Here is a 16,541-nt window from a genome sequence, read left to right as displayed (position 1 = left end):
CTTAAGATATGCAACCTAATAACAATTTAGTCTGGCATGAATTAGATAGATAATTGATTTGCTAAATGAACCATGTCCATGTCTAATTCATGTTTGCTTGTCAGTATATGCTTAATATCATGGTCAATCAATTTGTTGTTTTCAATACCTACCATACGTCCTGCTTTCCCATCCAGCAGTAGATCAACTGCTTTAGCACCAAGACGACTTGCTAAAACGCGGTCAAACCCTGTAGGTCTACCACCACGTTGAATATGTCCCAATACAGTCACTCTTGTTTCCATATCCGTTGCTTCTTGAATTCTATTTCCAAGGTCCATTCCGTTGCCGACACCTTCAGCAAGAACAATAATACTGTGTTTTTTACCTCGTTGCTGCCCTTTTTGTAAACGGTCAATGACCATATCAAAATCATGAGGTTTTTCAGGAATTAGAATACTCTCTGCACCATCAGCTAAACCAGCCCATAGCGCTAAATCGCCAGCATCTCTTCCCATCACTTCAATGACGTATGTACGCTCATGCGAGGTGGCCGTGTCACGAATCTTATCAATCGCATCAATGATAGTATTTAATGCTGTGTCAAATCCAATTGTGAAATCAGTACCGGTAATATCATTATCGATTGTACCAGGCACACCAATACAAGGGTATCCCTTTTCAGTTAACTTCACAGCACCCTGAAAAGAACCGTCCCCACCTATAACAATTAAGCCTTCAATACCGAATTTGTTTAATTGTTCAATTGCTTTTTCTTGACCTGCTTCTGTCTTAAATGCTTCAGATCGTGCGGAATATAGAATAGTCCCACCTCGTTGTATAATATCACCAACAGAGCCGATGCCTAATTGTTTAATGTTACCTTCCATTAACCCTTGATAGCCATTATAGATTCCGTAAACCTCCATCTCATGAAAAATCGCTTTTCGTACAACGGCACGAATAGCGGCATTCATTCCTGGAGCGTCACCTCCACTAGTTAAAATTCCGATTTTTTTCATCTTAATCACCTCAACTAAAAAATTCTTGTACACTTGTACAAATGTAGACACGCATAAATAAAAAGTATGGTTGATTCCATATCAAATTATACATGAAAGAGAGAATAATCTCACCCCTAAATACAACAATTCACTGCTTTTCTATAGGATTTTCATTAATTATTCAAAAACACTTAGAAAAATCGATACACAAATCGTAATAGAGAAAAGATTATAGCTAATTAAGAATTATTCAGTCAACCCAATTGCTTTATATTTTTCCCATCTTTTTTCAATTAATTCCTCTGGTGTTAGCTGTTTTAATTCCGTCAACGACTGTTTAATGTACTTAGCAATTTGCTCCGCTTGATTTTGTTCATCCCGATGCGCACCACCTTGTGGTTCAGGAATAACTTGATCAATTATTTGTAGTTTTTTCAAATCTGATGCAGTAATTTTTAAAGATTCTGCCGCCTTCTCTGCGTATTTTGAATCCTTCCAAAGAATACTTGCCCCACCCTCTGGAGAAATAACAGAATATGTAGCGTTTTCTAGCATATGCAGTTGATCCGCCACACCAATTGCTAGCGCTCCTCCACTACCACCTTCTCCAATAACTACAGATATAATGGGTACTTGTAATGCCCCCATCTCCATCAAATTGCGAGCAATGGCTTCACTTTGTCCCCTTTCTTCTGCCGCTTTACCAGGATGCGCCCCTTTTGTATCAATAAAAGTAATGATTGGACGATTAAATTTCGCAGCTAGCTTCATCTGTCTTAATGCCTTTCGATACCCTTCTGGATGCGGACTACCAAAATTCCGATAAATATTATCTTTTGTATTCTTCCCTCGTTGATGTCCAATGATAGTTACTGGCATGTCATGGAATTTCGCGATACCAGTTACAATAGATGGATCATCACCAAATAAACGATCCCCATGTAATTCAATAAAATCAGTAAAAATCAAGTTCACATAATCTAGTGTTGTTGGGCGGTTGGCATGTCTTGCAATTTGAACCCTTTCCCATGGGTTTAAATTACTATAGATATCCGATTCTAATTTCTCTAATCTTTTTTCTAATGTTTGTATTTCACTAGATAAATCCATTTCACTACCTTTTGTTAGTTTTTTTAGCTCACTAATTTTTTCTCTAAGTTCTACAATTGGTTTTTCAAATTCTAGTACTTGCTTCAAGTTTGATCGCCCCTAACTTGATGAAGATCTAATATAGCAGACAAACTTTGCTTTAATTCACTTCTAGGTATTACTTTATCGATTTGACCATGCTCAAGTTGAAATTCTGCCGTTTGAAAATCTTTCGGTAGCTTTTCTCTTATTGTTTGCTCAATAATTCTTCTTCCTGCAAAACCTATTAATGCTCCAGGTTCTGCAAATTGATAGTCACCTATAGAAGCAAAACTAGCAGAAACTCCTCCTGTTGTTGGATTTGTCATTACTACAATCATACACCCTCCTGATTGGTGGAATCGTTCAACAGCAATAGAAGTTTTAGCCATCTGCATCAGACTAATCATTCCTTCTTGCATTCTAGCTCCACCCGATGCGGTAAATAGTATAATTGGAATTTGTAATTCTCTTGCTCGTTCAATTGCTTTAGCAATTTTGTCTCCTACTACTGAACCCATGCTCCCCATTCTAAAACGAGCATCCATTACTGCAATTGCAGTAGAATAGCCATCAATTTTCCCCTTACCAGTGACAACTGCTTCTACTAGATCTGTTTTTTCTTTATCTTTTTTTAGCTTTTCTTCATAACTCGGGAAGTTTAGTGGATTTTTTGATGTGACATGCTGCTCCCATTCTTCAAATGTACCTTCATCCATTAAACTATTAATCCGGTCATATGCTGGTAATTTATGATGGTAACCACATTCCGGACATACATTTAAATGTTTCAACCATTCTTTTATATAAAATATCTTCTGGCAATCTTCACATTTTTGCATTAAACCTTGTGGAATCTCTTGTTTAGCCTTCTCACTTGGAATAGAGGCATACTTTTTCTTCTTCACAAAAAAGTTTTTTATTAGCAAGGATAATTCCTCCTATCTATACAAATTAACAAAACGTCTTTTTTAGTATATGTTTTCAAATGATATATATCATTTGTAATTTTATTATTAATTCTGCTGTAAATAATCGACATAGAGGAATATTTTTTATTGTCTTGCTACACCAGATTGTATCGCTGCTTCCGCCACTGCTTGAGCAACTCTCGAAGACACTCGATCGTCAAATGGATTTGGGATAACATATTCGGGGTGTAAATCTTCCTCATCGATTAGAGTGGCAATTGCTTTCACTGCCGCCACTTTCATTTCCTCATTTATATCTGATGCTTGTACATCTAGCGCACCTCTGAATACCCCAGGGAATGCTAAAACATTATTTACTTGGTTCGGATAATCAGATCGACCTGTACCTACAATATATGCACCTGCTTTTATTGCCAATTCTGGTTTTATTTCAGGATCTGGGTTTGCCATCGCAAACACAATTGGCTGTTCACTCATCGTTTGTATCATCGTTTCTGAAACTAGATCTCCGAGTGACACACCGATAAATACATCGGCTCCTTGCATCACCTTTGCTAGATTACCTTTTTGACAGGAGCGATTTGTGTAAGTTGCAATGTCTTCTTTGATTGCGTTCATACCTGATTCTCTTCCTTGATAAATCGCACCTTTTGAGTCACATAGAATAATATCTTTGACTCCAAAATAATCAAGTAATTTCACAATAGCGACACCTGCTGCCCCTGCCCCATTCACGACAACTTTAATGGTTTCAAAACTTTTTTGAACTAAACGAAGGGCATTAAATAAACCTGCAACGGTGACAATTGCTGTACCATGCTGATCATCATGAAAAACAGGGATGTCTAATTCTTTTTTTAAAGTTTCTTCAATATAGAAACAATTCGGGGCAGAAATATCTTCTAAATTAATTCCTCCAAATGTCGGAGCTATTAATTTTACAGTTTGTATCACTTCATCTACGTTTTGTGTATCAAGGCAAATAGGAAAAGCATCAACATTCGCAAAATTTTTAAATAAGATTGCTTTACCTTCCATTACAGGCAAAGCAGCCTGAGCCCCAATGTTTCCTAAGCCTAAAACAGCTGAACCATCCGTAATTACACCTACCATATTTGATTTCATAGTGTAGGTATACGCTAAATTATCATTTTCAGCAATTTGTTTACAAGGCTCTGCTACTCCCGGTGAATATGCAAGACTCAGGTCATCTTGAGTCTTGATTGCTACCTTTGATTGAACGGATAGCTTTCCTTTATATCTTTGATGCATTACTAAAGCTTGATCTTTTAACGTAGACATACTAGCGTTCTCCTTTTAAAGAAATTTATCACAAGAAACATGCACACCTTTTTCTTGCTAACGGTTTAAAATAAAGACAATATCGTTCATATATTATCATACAAATAACTATTCCATTATAGCAGATCGAAGATGCCTGTAAAGTTCTAACTGAATACCCATTTCCTTTTATTTTTTTACTACAACACGTTCTCGACCAAACATGTCGTATAATGACGACAAACAACTTTCTTCTAATGATAAATCATAATAAGACGTTAATTGGTATGTTCTTCCTTTGGGAGCATGATAAATCATTACTTCTGATTTCCCTGGATATTTTTTTGCTATTTCCGCTAACTTTTGTAAAGCATCGGTTTCCTCTTGTGCATCAACCTTAATATATATTCGGGAATTATCTTTATCTATTGTTGAGAAATCAAAAGGATTCGCCTTAGAAATTAGGATTTGCGTCTTACCATTTCGACATTCAATTTTACCTTTTATCTCAATAAACATTTCTTCTCTCAACCATTTTTTCACTTGACGGTATTGATCTGGAAATATTACTGCGTCTAATTCATAAGACTCATCAGATATAGTTAAAAAAGCCATACGCTCTCCTCTTTTTGTCCGTATTACCTTAATGTTTTGAACAATTCCAACCATTTTGTTGTTTCTTTCACCTATATGATCTTTCACGTTTGTCAAAACTAAATATCCCTGTTTGTTTAATTGTTTTCGATATGATAAAAGTGGATGATTTGAAACATACACGCCTAATAATTCTTTTTCAGCATTTAATTGTTGAATCGTTGTAAAAGGTACTACCTTAACATAGTCATCATCTAATTCTAGCTCATTCTCGAAAAAAGAGGATTGATCTGCAAATTCATTGAAAAGTTCTGCTTGTTCCAATGCTTGATCAATTGTAGCTAACAACGATGCTCGATCACCTAACAATTCGTCAAAGGCTCCAACTAAAATAAGAGATTCTATTACAGACCGGTTCACTGTTTTCAAAGAAACACGCATACAAAAATCAAATAAACTAGTGAAAGGCTTATTCTTCCGAACGTGAACAATTTCTTTAACAACTTGATATCCAACCCCTTTGATTGCCCCTAATCCCATTCGGATATCATGCTTAGCAACACTAAATTTGCCAAAACTTTTATTAATTGATGGTGGTAATACTTTTATATCAAGCATTTTTGCTTCATATATATATAACCTTATTTTATCCTGATGTCCGGTTACACTGCTTAGTACTTCTGCAATAAAATAAGTTGGATAATGGGCTTTCAAATATGCCAATTGATAAGAAATTTTACTATATGCTACTGCGTGACTTCGGTTAAAGCCATAATTAGAAAAACGAACAATCCATGCAAACAAATTTTGTGCTAAATCAGAACGGTAGCCATTATTTTTACAGCCTTGTACAAAAGCATGTTCCAATTGGTTCATTTCATCCTTATTCTTTTTACTTACTGCTCTACGAAGAATGTCTGCTTGTCCAAGTGAAAATCCTGCTAATTGATTGGCAATTTGCATTATTTGTTCTTGATAAACTAATACACCATAGGTAGATGCTAAAATGGGTTCTAAATCTGGATGTAAATAGTCGATTTTGTCTTTACCATGTTTACGATTTATATAAGTAGGAATAAACTCCATAGGACCTGGACGATAAAGTGCATTTACTGCAACAATATCTTCAAATGCTGTAGGTTTTAATTTACGAAGTACTTGTTGCATACCTTGTGATTCTAATTGAAACACTCCATTTGTAAATGCCTGTTGTAACAAAGTAAATGTTTTCATATCATGAAGTGGGAGTTCGTTTAATTTAATTTGTATGTTTTCATATTTTTTGATTGAGTGTACAATTTTTTCAATTAATGAAAGGTTTCTCAATCCTAAAAAGTCAATTTTCAACAAGCCGATAGCTTCTACATCATGCATTGCAAATTGCGTTAAATGGATGCCCTCCTGCCCTTTCGTTAATGCTACACGATTAACTAAAGGTTCTTCACTAATAATTAAGCCTGCAGCATGAGTAGATAAATGTCGTGGTAACCCTTCTAATTTTGTGGCAATTTTAAACAGTCGTTGTAATTTGGACGACTCTTTAATATAGTTGATTAAATTTGGTGAAGCTTTTACACTATTCGCTATGGAATAAGTGCCTTGTTTAGGAATTTCATTTAAAATAAAAGAAATGTCTTCCGCTGATATATCCATTATTTTTGCCAATTCTCTTATAATCGATCGAGTCGCAAAAGTCCCAAACGTTCCGATTTGTGCTACATGATTTTCCCCATATTTATCACGAACATACGAAATCACTTCATCTCTTCGATGATCAGAAAAATCAATATCTATATCAGGCATTGACACACGCTCAGGATTTAGAAATCTTTCAAAAAGCAAATTATACTCGATCGGATCAACTTCTGTTATATCTAATAAGTAAGCAACAATTGAACCTGCTGCTGAGCCACGACCTGGACCAACCATAATCCCGTTGTTTTTTGCATAAGCAATAAAATCCCAAACAATTAAAAAATAATCACTAAACTGCATTTGTTCAATTACTGCTAATTCGTGATTTACACGCGCTTTTACTATTTCGTTTGGATCGGGGTATTTTACCGGCAATGCCTGTTCACATAACTTCCTTAATTGCTCAACCGCTGATTGGTTTTCTTCGACAGGATATTTAGGTAATACAGGATCATACAATGGCAATGTGATGTTACATTCCCTAACAAGTTCATCTGTCTCATTGACAATCTCAGGCCAATCTAAAAACCATGTTTTCAGTTCCTCTTCTGAGCAAAAATATTGCTTATTCCATGTTGCATCTTCGTTCACAGACCATTTTGTGCCTTTATCCATTGCTTGCAAACACGTATATGCTTGATAATCGTCTTCTTCTAAATAACACACATCATTGATTGCAATAGCCTGATTAGGTAAGTCCTCCATTACTTGTTTTAAAATAGAAAAATGCTTTCGTTCATTTCTTTGTACTCCTACGTACACATTCGTTCCTAATAATTCATTCCAATGTTTTATGTATAACACAATTGACGCTTGATCATTTGTCTCGAGCATTGTAGCTATTCGCGTATGACTTACAGGTATAATAACACGGATATCTTCTATATAATGCTGTAATTCTTCTAATGTTATCGATTTTTTTTCTTCTAACTGTATCCAGGAACTAAGCTTTAGTAAATTTTTGTACCCGTTAATGTTTCGAGCTAGTGTAATACAAGAATAAGCCTGCCCATCTTCTTCATGTACATGGACAACCATACCTAGAACTGGTTTTATCCCCGCTTGCTTAGCGAGCTGATAAAAATGAATTGCTCCATACATCACCATTTCATCTGTTAATGCAACAGCCTGCATATTATGTTGTTTTGCTTTTTCTATTAATTGTGGTATTTTAATTGTACTTTTCATAAAACTATAACCACTACGAACAAATAAATGAGAAAATGCCAATGTATTCCCTTCTTTCCGTTGCAGACATGATTATCTATTATTATAACTAATTCCTTCGTTACGTAAAATCAATAACATACGTTGTTGATCTGTTTCATATATTTTATAACAACAGCAATTATTTTTTAAAAAAACTATTAATTTTAGTTTATACTTGCCACATTATTTTTTCAAATAAAGGGGTCAGTAATAATGGAAGAACGCTTTCTTGGATCGATGATGCAATGCTATTTCATTGCTCTAGGTGTCGTTATCGGTGGTGCATTTATCGGAAGCATTGGAGCATTCGCAACTGGAGAACCTCCTCTTACCTTAATGGGGAGGATTGCAAAAAGCTTACGTATATGGGCGATTGTTGCAGCAATTGGAGGAACATTTGATGCCATCTCTAATTTTGAGAGAGGCATTTTTGAAGGATCAACGATCGATATGTTAAAACAAATTATCATTATTATTACTGCAATGGGCGGAGTACAAACTGCTCTGCTTGTTATAGAATGGTTTATTCAAGAGGAAATTGAGTAATGCATATCCCACCTTTTTACAAACGAGAGAGCTGGCAACGCTTTTTAGCTGGAACATTCGTTGGAGCTATCCTTGCTTTCTTTGTTTTTGTTTATATGTATGGACAACTCTATGAAGGTTGGGTTGAAGAAAACTTAGAGCTTCGTGCGCAATTACAAGAGATCAAATCAAACTATAAAGCATTAGAAGAAAATAATAAACAATTGGATCAGCGTTATCAACAAAGAACAACTGTATCATCTATAGAGATAACTATATTAAATCAAAAACAACTAGACTTAGATGATTTGATCATTCGCGAATTTGAAGAAATCATTAAACTGGAAATAAATGAAGCAATTGGAAAAGAAGTAGATGATTTATCTAAAAATTATTCTTTTTTAATTCGAACACTTGAAAATAAAATCTATAGAATTCATAACTTTTCCTACCAAGCTAATGTACAGCATCTATTTATCAAAGAAACACTAGAAGTTCACATCAAGTTAAACCTTGCAAACTAACGCTATAACCTGTGATCTATAGATAACTAGAGAATATATTTAAACCTATATCATACAAGCTTAAAACGATCATACTTGTTTGATATAGGTGTTTATCATACAACTAATTATTTTGACATGCTTTTTCTAATGCTGCTATTACTTTTTCACTATCTTTCCAATCATAAATCGTTGCTCCTGCTGCTAAGGGGTGACCCCCACCGTTAAATTCCGCTGCAATTTCATTAATTACAGGGCCTTTTGATCGTAAACGCACCCGAATTAAATCATCTTCTTCCACAAAAATCACCCAAGCTTTTATTCCTTCTATATCACCTAAAACACCAACAATACTACCTGTTTGTTCACTTGTAAGCCCATGTGCATCCAACACTTCTTTTGTGATTTTTATCGCACTGACCCCTTGGGATGACATCGTGAAGTGTTGTAATATATATCCTTTTAGACGCGCAATATTCAACGATGTTTTGTATAAATCGTTATATAATTGTGTTCGATTAAAATCATAACTAACTAATTCTGCTGCATATTGAAATGTTTTTTCCGTTGTGCTAGGGAATAAAAACCTTCCTGTATCTCCAATTATACCACTATACAGCAATCTAGCTGCTTCAGCCGGCATACGCAACTCTTGATTTGATAATGTTTTAAACAAGTCAACAATCATTTCACTTGTTGAGCTAGCATTCGTATCAACCCATGAAATATCACCATATACATCTACTTCTGGGTGATGATCAATCTTAATGATTTCTTTTGCACTGCTAAAGCGCTGATCTGCAATCCTTGCTATATTAGCAGTATCACATATTATAGCTAATGCATCTTCATATAAATCATCGGCTATGTCATCCATAGTGGCAAGAAAGGAGAGACCAGCGTCATCATCACCGACGACAAACACTTCTTTTTTTGGAAAACTCGACTGAATAATCTTAGCTAGTCCAACTTGAGAACCGTAAGCATCTGGATCTGGACGAACGTGTCGATGAATAATAATTCGATTATATTCTTTAATTTTTTTTATAATGGCGTCTTTATCGTTCATTGCTTCACCTCTTTTTACTAGTAACGATCAATTAATTGCGCAATTAGAATAGCTTTACTTACAATATCTTTTTCATTATATACTTCAATGTCAATTTTAGCAGATTTTCGCCCGATTTCTAGTAAGCGAGGCCGTATTTCTAGTGTGCTATCGATCTGAACCGGCTTAATAAAATATACGGAGATATTTTCAACTACTAAATCTCCTTTTTTTAATTGTCTAATCAACCTACTACCAGCCTCGGTCACGAACGAAACAAGTACACCATAAGAAAGTGTTCCTAATGCATTTGTCATTTGAGGAGTGACATCCGAACGAAAGGAAATTACTTGCATGTCATCAGAAACTACAGTTAACCTATTTGTAACAATATCATCAATCGTCTCACCAATTTGTGGTTGTCTTTGAACATGTTGTAAAGCTTTTAATACATCTTGCCTAGAGATAAGACCAAGTAATTTATTGTGATTATCCACTACTGGCATAATTTCAATACCTTCCCAAACCATCATATGTGCCGCATAAGCTAAGGAGGTTTCGATTAATACCGTCATTGGATTTTTTGTCATCACTTTTTCAATCAACAGATGATGTTGTTTACCGATAATATCTTTTGAAGTTACAATACCAACTACTCGATTCTGATCATCTATAACTGGATACCTGCTATGAGTGGTACGCTCATTTAATTGATACCACGTTTCCAACGTATCCTTACCAAATAAGTAATGCGTATCCTCATAAGAAGTGAAAATATCTCCAACTAATACAATTTCTTTTTTAATTAATTGGTCATAAATCGCCCGGTTAATCATGGTCGCTACTGTGAAGGTATCATAGCTAGTTGAAATAATAGGAAGTTTCTTTTCATCTGCTAAACGTTTTACATGATCATCTGTATCAAAACCACCAGTTATTAATACAGCTGCTCCTTCTTTAATAGCCAATTCATGTGCTTCTACACGGTTACCAACAATCAAAAGTGAGTCTTTTTCAGTATAGCGCATCATGGCATCTAGTTTCATTGCACCGATAACAAATTTATGTAGTGTTTTATATAATCCTTCCCTGCCACCTAATACTTGACCATCGACAATACCAACGATTTCGGCAAACGTAAGGTGCTCAAAGTTTTCTTTTTTCTTCTGTTCAATTCGAATGGTGCCAACACGTTCAATCGTGCTCACTAGCCCTTGTGTTTCTGCTTGTTTAATCGCTCGGTAAGCTGTCCCTTCACTAACGTTTAGTTCTTTAGCGATTTGTCTTACTGAGATTTTATTTCCTACCTTGAGTGATTCTATGAATAATAGAATCTGTTCATGTTTTGTAGCCAAGGTTTTCACCATTCTTTCTATCTGTACTAATATTATGATTCCCTAGTGTTATTATACAGATAAGTGTTGCTAGTATCAATTTTTCATTTTTGTAGGTACATTCAATTCTGCTGTAGAATGGTGTGACTGATGATTTATTTTCAATACAATTGCTAAATTAGATCCAATCACTAATAAGAAAAAGCCAAACCAACTAAACCAAAATAAATGAGCTGTACTAGTGGTTTGTAATTTTAACGAAGGATAAGCCATATAGATTAAAAATGACGCTAACAAAAGGCGTAATAAAGCATATTGTTTCTCTTGATTCATTGAAATCCCTCCACATGCTAATTTTATGATTATTTTATGCAATGTCTTAAGGAAACATGTTTGACTCAATGATCTAATATCAAAAATAAAAACATCACCATATACTAGTGATGAAATTAAGAAAGTCGCTATGTAATTATAGCCAAATACTGCTAAACACAACTACGCTTAATAGTATTCCCAAGACCGCTCATAAATTTGAATTAACCTAGGGTCAATTAATGTGTTAGGTTTAATGACAACTTTTTCTCCATTCCTTATAATTTCTTTATCAATATCTTTTCCAAATTTATTGAGAGAAGGAAGTATATCTTCGCTAAAATAATCGGTAGCTACGTTTATTGTCATTTGATCTAAATCTATTGACTTCCTGCTAGCTAAAACAAAGCCCCAATCCCCAAAACTAGGTATGTCGACATGAAGATTTTCAACGTTCAATTCATTGGAGGCTACTGTTTCTGAAATAGTCCAGTATACTTCTGGCGCAAAATAAGGACTTGTTGCTTGAACCATCATTGCACCATCTAATGACATATGATTTCGAGCTAACGCATAAAATTCCTTAGTATAAAGTTTATTCAAACTTTCATCATTTGGGTCAGGTAAGTCGATTATAATTACATCAAAAATTTTATCTGTCTGTTCTAAAAAATTATACGCATCTTGATGTAGTATAGTTACTTTCTCATTCTCCAGTGATTGCTGATTTAATTTTACTAACTTTTCATTTGATTTTGCTAAATCAACAACTGCAGGGTCTAAATCTACTAATGTAATCGAATCTACTTCCTTATACTTCAATACTTCTTTTGCTGCAACCCCATCACCGCCACCTAAAATTAATACATCCTCAATAGGATTGGCCTGCTCCATGGCGGGATGAACTAGCGTTTCATGATAACGGTGTTCATCAATGGAGCTTAATTGTAGAGCCCCATTTAAATATAATCTTACATCATCTTGATTTTGTGTCATAATTATTTTTTGATATTGTGTTTCTTCCATATGAATAATGGGATCTTTGTACAATTTTTGTTCAAAAGAAAAAGCCATCTCTTCACCAAACAGTAAACCAAGTATTAACAAAATTCCAATGATTATTCCAACTAACAAATGTAACGCAAATCGCTTCATTTCTTTACGAAAAAGAAATAATACGGTAATAGCTACAGTTAAATTAATGCACCCAACTAAGAACGCTGTCTTAACCATCCCTAATTGTGGCCTTAAAAAGAAAGCGAATAAAAGGCCTCCAACAAGCCCTCCTGCATAATCAGAGAACAACACTCTTGCGGTACTTCGATTTAAGGACACACCTATTTCATTTGCCTTTCTAATTAAAATAGGTAATTCCACTCCAGTAAGTGCACCAACAGATAAGGTAATCATATATAAAAATAATGCATCCGTTCCAGCTGGTGAAAAAGCAGTAATTCCAAACATGGTAAAACTAGAAAAACCGCCAATTAAAGCTACTAAAAACTCAATATACACAAATGCCACAATTAAGTTTTTCATAACTCTTTCACTCACACTTGCACCAATCCCCATCCCTGTAAGGAACAATGAAATAGTAAGTGTGTATTGTTTTACACCGTCACCAAGTATATATGATCCTAAAGCACCGAATAACACTTCAAAGATAATTCCGCATATGGAAACTATTCCAGATGCCCAATAAATAAGGTGACTTTGTCGAACTGCTAATTGATTCAAAATGTCTCACTCCATTGCACTTTTTCAAAAAAGAAGACCTGACTGTATAGCCAGACCTCCCTTGACAATTCAGCTTCTTTATGTAATTGATGCACCAATCACAAAAGCTAATCCTAGTGATACTGCAAAAGAAATAATTCCTACCGCAATATTGTTTTGCTTGATTTTGTCTTGGACAGAGAACTTACGTGTAAATAGCTCAAATAGAAGGTATGCAATCATCTGTAAAACGACACCATATCCACCCCATATCACTGTTTCCCAAATGGAAATACTATGATAGATAGCAAAAGATAAAATAATGCAAATACCGATAATTTTACCCGCAATCGATAAAGCTACAGCATGATTTCCATCTGATACCTCATCCCAATCTTTATATTTAGTCGTAATCCATTCAAAAATAACTAAACCCACTAATACAACAATGATTGCCAATACAAAATATATAAATGTTGCTACAAAAGCGTTCATTTTATCGTTCCTCCTTTTTATTATTTTCCAGCACTTGGCCCTCCACCTCTAGTAGAAAACATGCCTCGGTTCGTTCGATTTGTTACAACATCCCCGCCAAACGATTTCGTGCCAGTTGAGTAGCCTCCATAACAGCTACCATTTGCACAAGTATTACGTCTATTTTCAGCCCAATTATCTGCAGACAACATTCGATTTAGCATAGCGAAAGCAAAAAAATTATTTAAATAGTTAGGAGAATAATTATTTCGAACAAAGGTGTCTGGTGCAACTTCCATGAGAATAACTTGATCATCTTCCTCACTCTGTTTAAAAGTAACAAAATGATTTGGATAGATTAACATTTGTTGATTGTCGTATTTTTCACTTGTTTCTTTCGGTGGTATAGCACTAGCAACTTCATCCACTAACTCATCTAGTGTGAATTGTCTCGTTGCATAGATATTTGCTTCTGCTGAATCACTGACTACGGTATCTAATTTATAAAAAACATTAGCTAAAACAGTCTCAACATCACCAGAAAACTGATTATTTAAACTGTCAGTCAAATCCGCTTTCGAAGGTTCATCTGGGATTTCGGAAACAGAAGCAGGATCAGCTTCTCCACAAGCAGTAAGTAAAGTAAGGAGCATGAGAGTAAGTAGCAAAAGCCATTTTTTCATTATACTTGTTTACCTCCCTTCTATATTAAATGAGCAACAGTTTACATTACATTATTAATCAAGAAAGTAGCCTCTGTACCTTGTGTTTACAGAGGCTACTTGTTGTTCTTGTAAATGTATTATTCTTTACCCATTTTCTTTTTTAAAGCTGCTAGTTCATCATCGACTTCGTTCGTTTCAAGTGAGTCAAACTCATCATCTAATGAACGGCTTGCTGCTGACATGTCATCACTCGTATCAGCTTCTGCTTCATATTGCAATACTTTCTCTTCCATTCTTGAAAATCCTTGCTTGGATTCATCATTACCAATAGAAGACATCGTACGATTGATCTTCGTTCTAGTCTTAGCAGATTCCGCACGTGCTTTTAATGAATCTTTTTTCAATTTCATATCTTGATATTCTTTTTTCATTTCATCTAATTTTTTGCGTAATTGATCAGCGTCTTGTTTTGCACGCTCCCAAGATTCTTTCAGTAAATCTGCTTGTTGTGTATGGTCTTGTTTATCTTCTAATGCACGACGAGCAAGATCTTCATTTCCTGCCTCAATGGCTTTTTCTGCTTGTGATTGACGTTTCTCAACCATTGCTTGTGCATCATCGTATTTGCGCTTTAACATTTTCTCATTTGCAATTTGTTTTGCCACAGCACTCTCAGCATCACGTATATCTGATTCCATATCTCTCATAAATTGATCGAGCATTTTAACCGGATCTTCTGCTTTATCCAACATTGCATTCAACTCTGAGCTTACTACTGTTTTTACACGATTAAAGAATTTAAACATTATTTATTTCCTCCTTTAGAATTATGAACCTGCAATTACTTTTATTTCATACTCTTCTATTTCATAACCAATACTAGCTTCTAGCTCACTACCCCAATCTTCTATGCTGATAAACGATTTCTCAGCTTCATCATAATACTCAGCATAGCTAATCATTCTGCCATTGACGTTACGACTTCTTCCCTCTCCAACAACACGGGCTTGGCCTTGCTCATCTAAATAAAAGATGCGCCCTTCATGCTTCAACTGTTGGGGATAAGGTTTTTGAATGGATAACGAAAGGCTTTTATAAATACCTAATTCCAATTCATCATCCATCTCAGCCGATAGCCAGATCGTATTCCGACCTTCTAACAACTGATAGCTAATCCATTCATAAGCATCTTGTCTATAAGTGATTTTTCCGACTACTTCATAATCAACTAAATCATAAACGACAATATCTCCTACTTCAATCGATAATGGATCCCTTTCTTTCACTACTTCTTTATTCTCTTTTTTCTGAAAAAGCTTAGAGAATATTCCCATTGTTGCACCTCTCTCTAATCTTTATATTATTATGTACGTCTTAAAAACAATAATGGTTTCAAAATTAATTCATTTTTTTTATTTTAACACAAAATAGTAGAACATCATATTTTTATCTAATAGCATTCTGACTTTTACTATTATCGAATATGCTTGTAAAACGATAAATATGTTACAATAATAGTAACTCAATATTAAGGGAGTGTTTTCTATGACAACAAATTACAAACATATTGTAGTCGCAGTAGATGGTTCACAAGCTTCCGAAAAAGCGTTTAAGCAAGCAATTGCTATCGCTAAGAGAAATAATGCTCAATTAGTTATTGCTCATGTTGTTGACACAAAAACAATTTCAACTGCCGAAACGTATGATCAATCTTTAATTAATCGATCCGAGATCTATGCAACACAATTACTTGAAGATTATCAGCAACAAGCGATGATTGAAGGAGTCTCAAACGTCGAAACACACATTGATTATGGTTCACCAAAAATTCGCATTCCGAAACATGTAGCAAAAAAATTCGAAGCCGATTTAATTATTTGTGGCGCAACTGGGTTAAATGCTGTAGAACGATTTTTAATTGGAAGTGTTTCAGAGAACATTACAAGATATGCTTCATGCGATGTCCTAGTTGTACGATCCGAACAAGATGAAGTAGAAGATGATGATGAATAAAATTACAGTGTCAATAAATTTTCACACTAGAAAATACGAGTAGCTCTCGTGTTTTCTTTTTTCATACATCAAAAAAGCCTTTTTCTGTTTACTTCACTCAGAAAAAGGCTCATTTATTAAACTAATATA

General features: G+C 34.8%; 16 protein-coding genes. 3 read left to right on the top strand and 13 right to left on the bottom strand.

Annotated features, from left to right (window positions below; all coding sequences use genetic code 11):
* Positions 1-41: 41 nt before the first annotated feature.
* From pfkA to dnaE, 5 genes are all read right to left on the bottom strand, one after another.
* A complete protein-coding gene (gene pfkA, locus ACH6CY_RS07825; protein WP_374066777.1) occupies positions 42-1,001 on the bottom strand; it encodes a 6-phosphofructokinase in 960 nt (319 codons plus the stop codon).
* 228 nt (positions 1,002-1,229) lie between these two features.
* Positions 1,230-2,180 carry an acetyl-CoA carboxylase carboxyl transferase subunit alpha gene (accA, locus tag ACH6CY_RS07820; RefSeq protein ID WP_374066776.1) on the bottom strand — a complete coding sequence of 317 codons (951 nt, stop codon included), beginning with the start codon at positions 2,178-2,180 and terminating at the stop codon, positions 1,230-1,232.
* Positions 2,177-3,040: an acetyl-CoA carboxylase, carboxyltransferase subunit beta gene (gene accD, locus ACH6CY_RS07815; protein ID WP_374066775.1), complete on the bottom strand. Its 864-nt coding sequence runs from the start codon at positions 3,038-3,040 to the stop codon at positions 2,177-2,179. Before accD ends, accA begins: the two co-directional genes overlap by 4 nt.
* Before the next feature lie 126 nt (positions 3,041-3,166).
* Entirely contained in the window at positions 3,167-4,345 is a 1,179-nt protein-coding gene (locus ACH6CY_RS07810) for an NAD(P)-dependent malic enzyme (RefSeq protein WP_374066774.1), read from the bottom strand.
* 168 nt (positions 4,346-4,513) lie between these two features.
* A complete protein-coding gene (gene dnaE, locus ACH6CY_RS07805; protein ID WP_374066773.1) occupies positions 4,514-7,843 on the bottom strand; it encodes a DNA polymerase III subunit alpha in 3,330 nt (1,109 codons plus the stop codon).
* A 192-nt stretch (positions 7,844-8,035) separates the two neighbouring features.
* Between dnaE and ytrH the strand changes: the two genes are divergently transcribed.
* On the top strand, positions 8,036-8,368 hold the full coding sequence (gene ytrH / locus ACH6CY_RS07800; RefSeq protein ID WP_374066772.1) for a sporulation membrane protein YtrH: 333 nt from the start codon (positions 8,036-8,038) through the stop codon (positions 8,366-8,368).
* Positions 8,368-8,871, top strand: coding sequence for a sporulation membrane protein YtrI (gene ytrI / locus ACH6CY_RS07795; protein WP_374066771.1), 504 nt, complete (start codon positions 8,368-8,370; stop codon positions 8,869-8,871). Before ytrH ends, ytrI begins: the two co-directional genes overlap by 1 nt.
* 103 nt (positions 8,872-8,974) lie before the next feature.
* Here the strand turns inward: ytrI and ACH6CY_RS07790 are convergent, their stop codons facing one another.
* The 8 genes from ACH6CY_RS07790 to ACH6CY_RS07755 all read right to left on the bottom strand — a co-directional run bounded on the left by ACH6CY_RS07790 (position 8,975) and on the right by ACH6CY_RS07755 (position 15,733).
* A complete protein-coding gene (locus tag ACH6CY_RS07790) occupies positions 8,975-9,919 on the bottom strand; it encodes a DHH family phosphoesterase (protein WP_374066770.1) in 945 nt (314 codons plus the stop codon).
* Positions 9,920-9,936: 17 nt separating this feature from the next.
* Positions 9,937-11,253 carry a DRTGG domain-containing protein gene (locus ACH6CY_RS07785; protein WP_374066769.1) on the bottom strand — a complete coding sequence of 439 codons (1,317 nt, stop codon included), beginning with the start codon at positions 11,251-11,253 and terminating at the stop codon, positions 9,937-9,939.
* 75 nt (positions 11,254-11,328) lie between these two features.
* On the bottom strand, positions 11,329-11,565 hold the full coding sequence (locus ACH6CY_RS07780) for a hypothetical protein (RefSeq protein WP_374066768.1): 237 nt from the start codon (positions 11,563-11,565) through the stop codon (positions 11,329-11,331).
* A 168-nt stretch (positions 11,566-11,733) separates the two neighbouring features.
* Positions 11,734-13,284, bottom strand: coding sequence for a polyamine aminopropyltransferase (locus ACH6CY_RS07775; protein WP_374066825.1), 1,551 nt, complete (start codon positions 13,282-13,284; stop codon positions 11,734-11,736).
* Positions 13,285-13,359: 75 nt separating this feature from the next.
* Positions 13,360-13,755: a DUF350 domain-containing protein gene (locus ACH6CY_RS07770; RefSeq protein WP_374066767.1), complete on the bottom strand. Its 396-nt coding sequence runs from the start codon at positions 13,753-13,755 to the stop codon at positions 13,360-13,362.
* A gap of 20 nt (positions 13,756-13,775) precedes the next feature.
* The gene (locus ACH6CY_RS07765; protein WP_374066766.1) at positions 13,776-14,417 is read right to left on the bottom strand and encodes a DUF4247 domain-containing protein; all 642 of its coding nucleotides are present in this window, start codon (positions 14,415-14,417) and stop codon (positions 13,776-13,778) included.
* 119 nt (positions 14,418-14,536) lie between these two features.
* Positions 14,537-15,205, bottom strand: a complete 669-nt coding sequence (locus ACH6CY_RS07760; RefSeq protein WP_374066765.1) for a PspA/IM30 family protein — start codon at positions 15,203-15,205, stop codon at positions 14,537-14,539.
* 21 nt (positions 15,206-15,226) lie between these two features.
* Positions 15,227-15,733, bottom strand: a complete 507-nt coding sequence (locus tag ACH6CY_RS07755; RefSeq protein WP_374066764.1) for a DUF4178 domain-containing protein — start codon at positions 15,731-15,733, stop codon at positions 15,227-15,229.
* Positions 15,734-15,944: 211 nt separating this feature from the next.
* Here ACH6CY_RS07755 and ACH6CY_RS07750 point away from each other — a divergent pair, with 211 nt between their 5' ends.
* Positions 15,945-16,412: a universal stress protein gene (locus ACH6CY_RS07750; RefSeq protein WP_374066763.1), complete on the top strand. Its 468-nt coding sequence runs from the start codon at positions 15,945-15,947 to the stop codon at positions 16,410-16,412.
* Positions 16,413-16,541 lie beyond the last annotated feature (129 nt).

The organism is Paraliobacillus sp. JSM ZJ581, from assembly GCF_044383835.1.
Taxonomy (GTDB): Bacteria; Bacillota; Bacilli; order Bacillales; family Amphibacillaceae; genus Paraliobacillus.
Note: the sequence above shows the minus strand (reverse complement) of the source record. Positions and strands in the feature narration are given on the sequence as shown.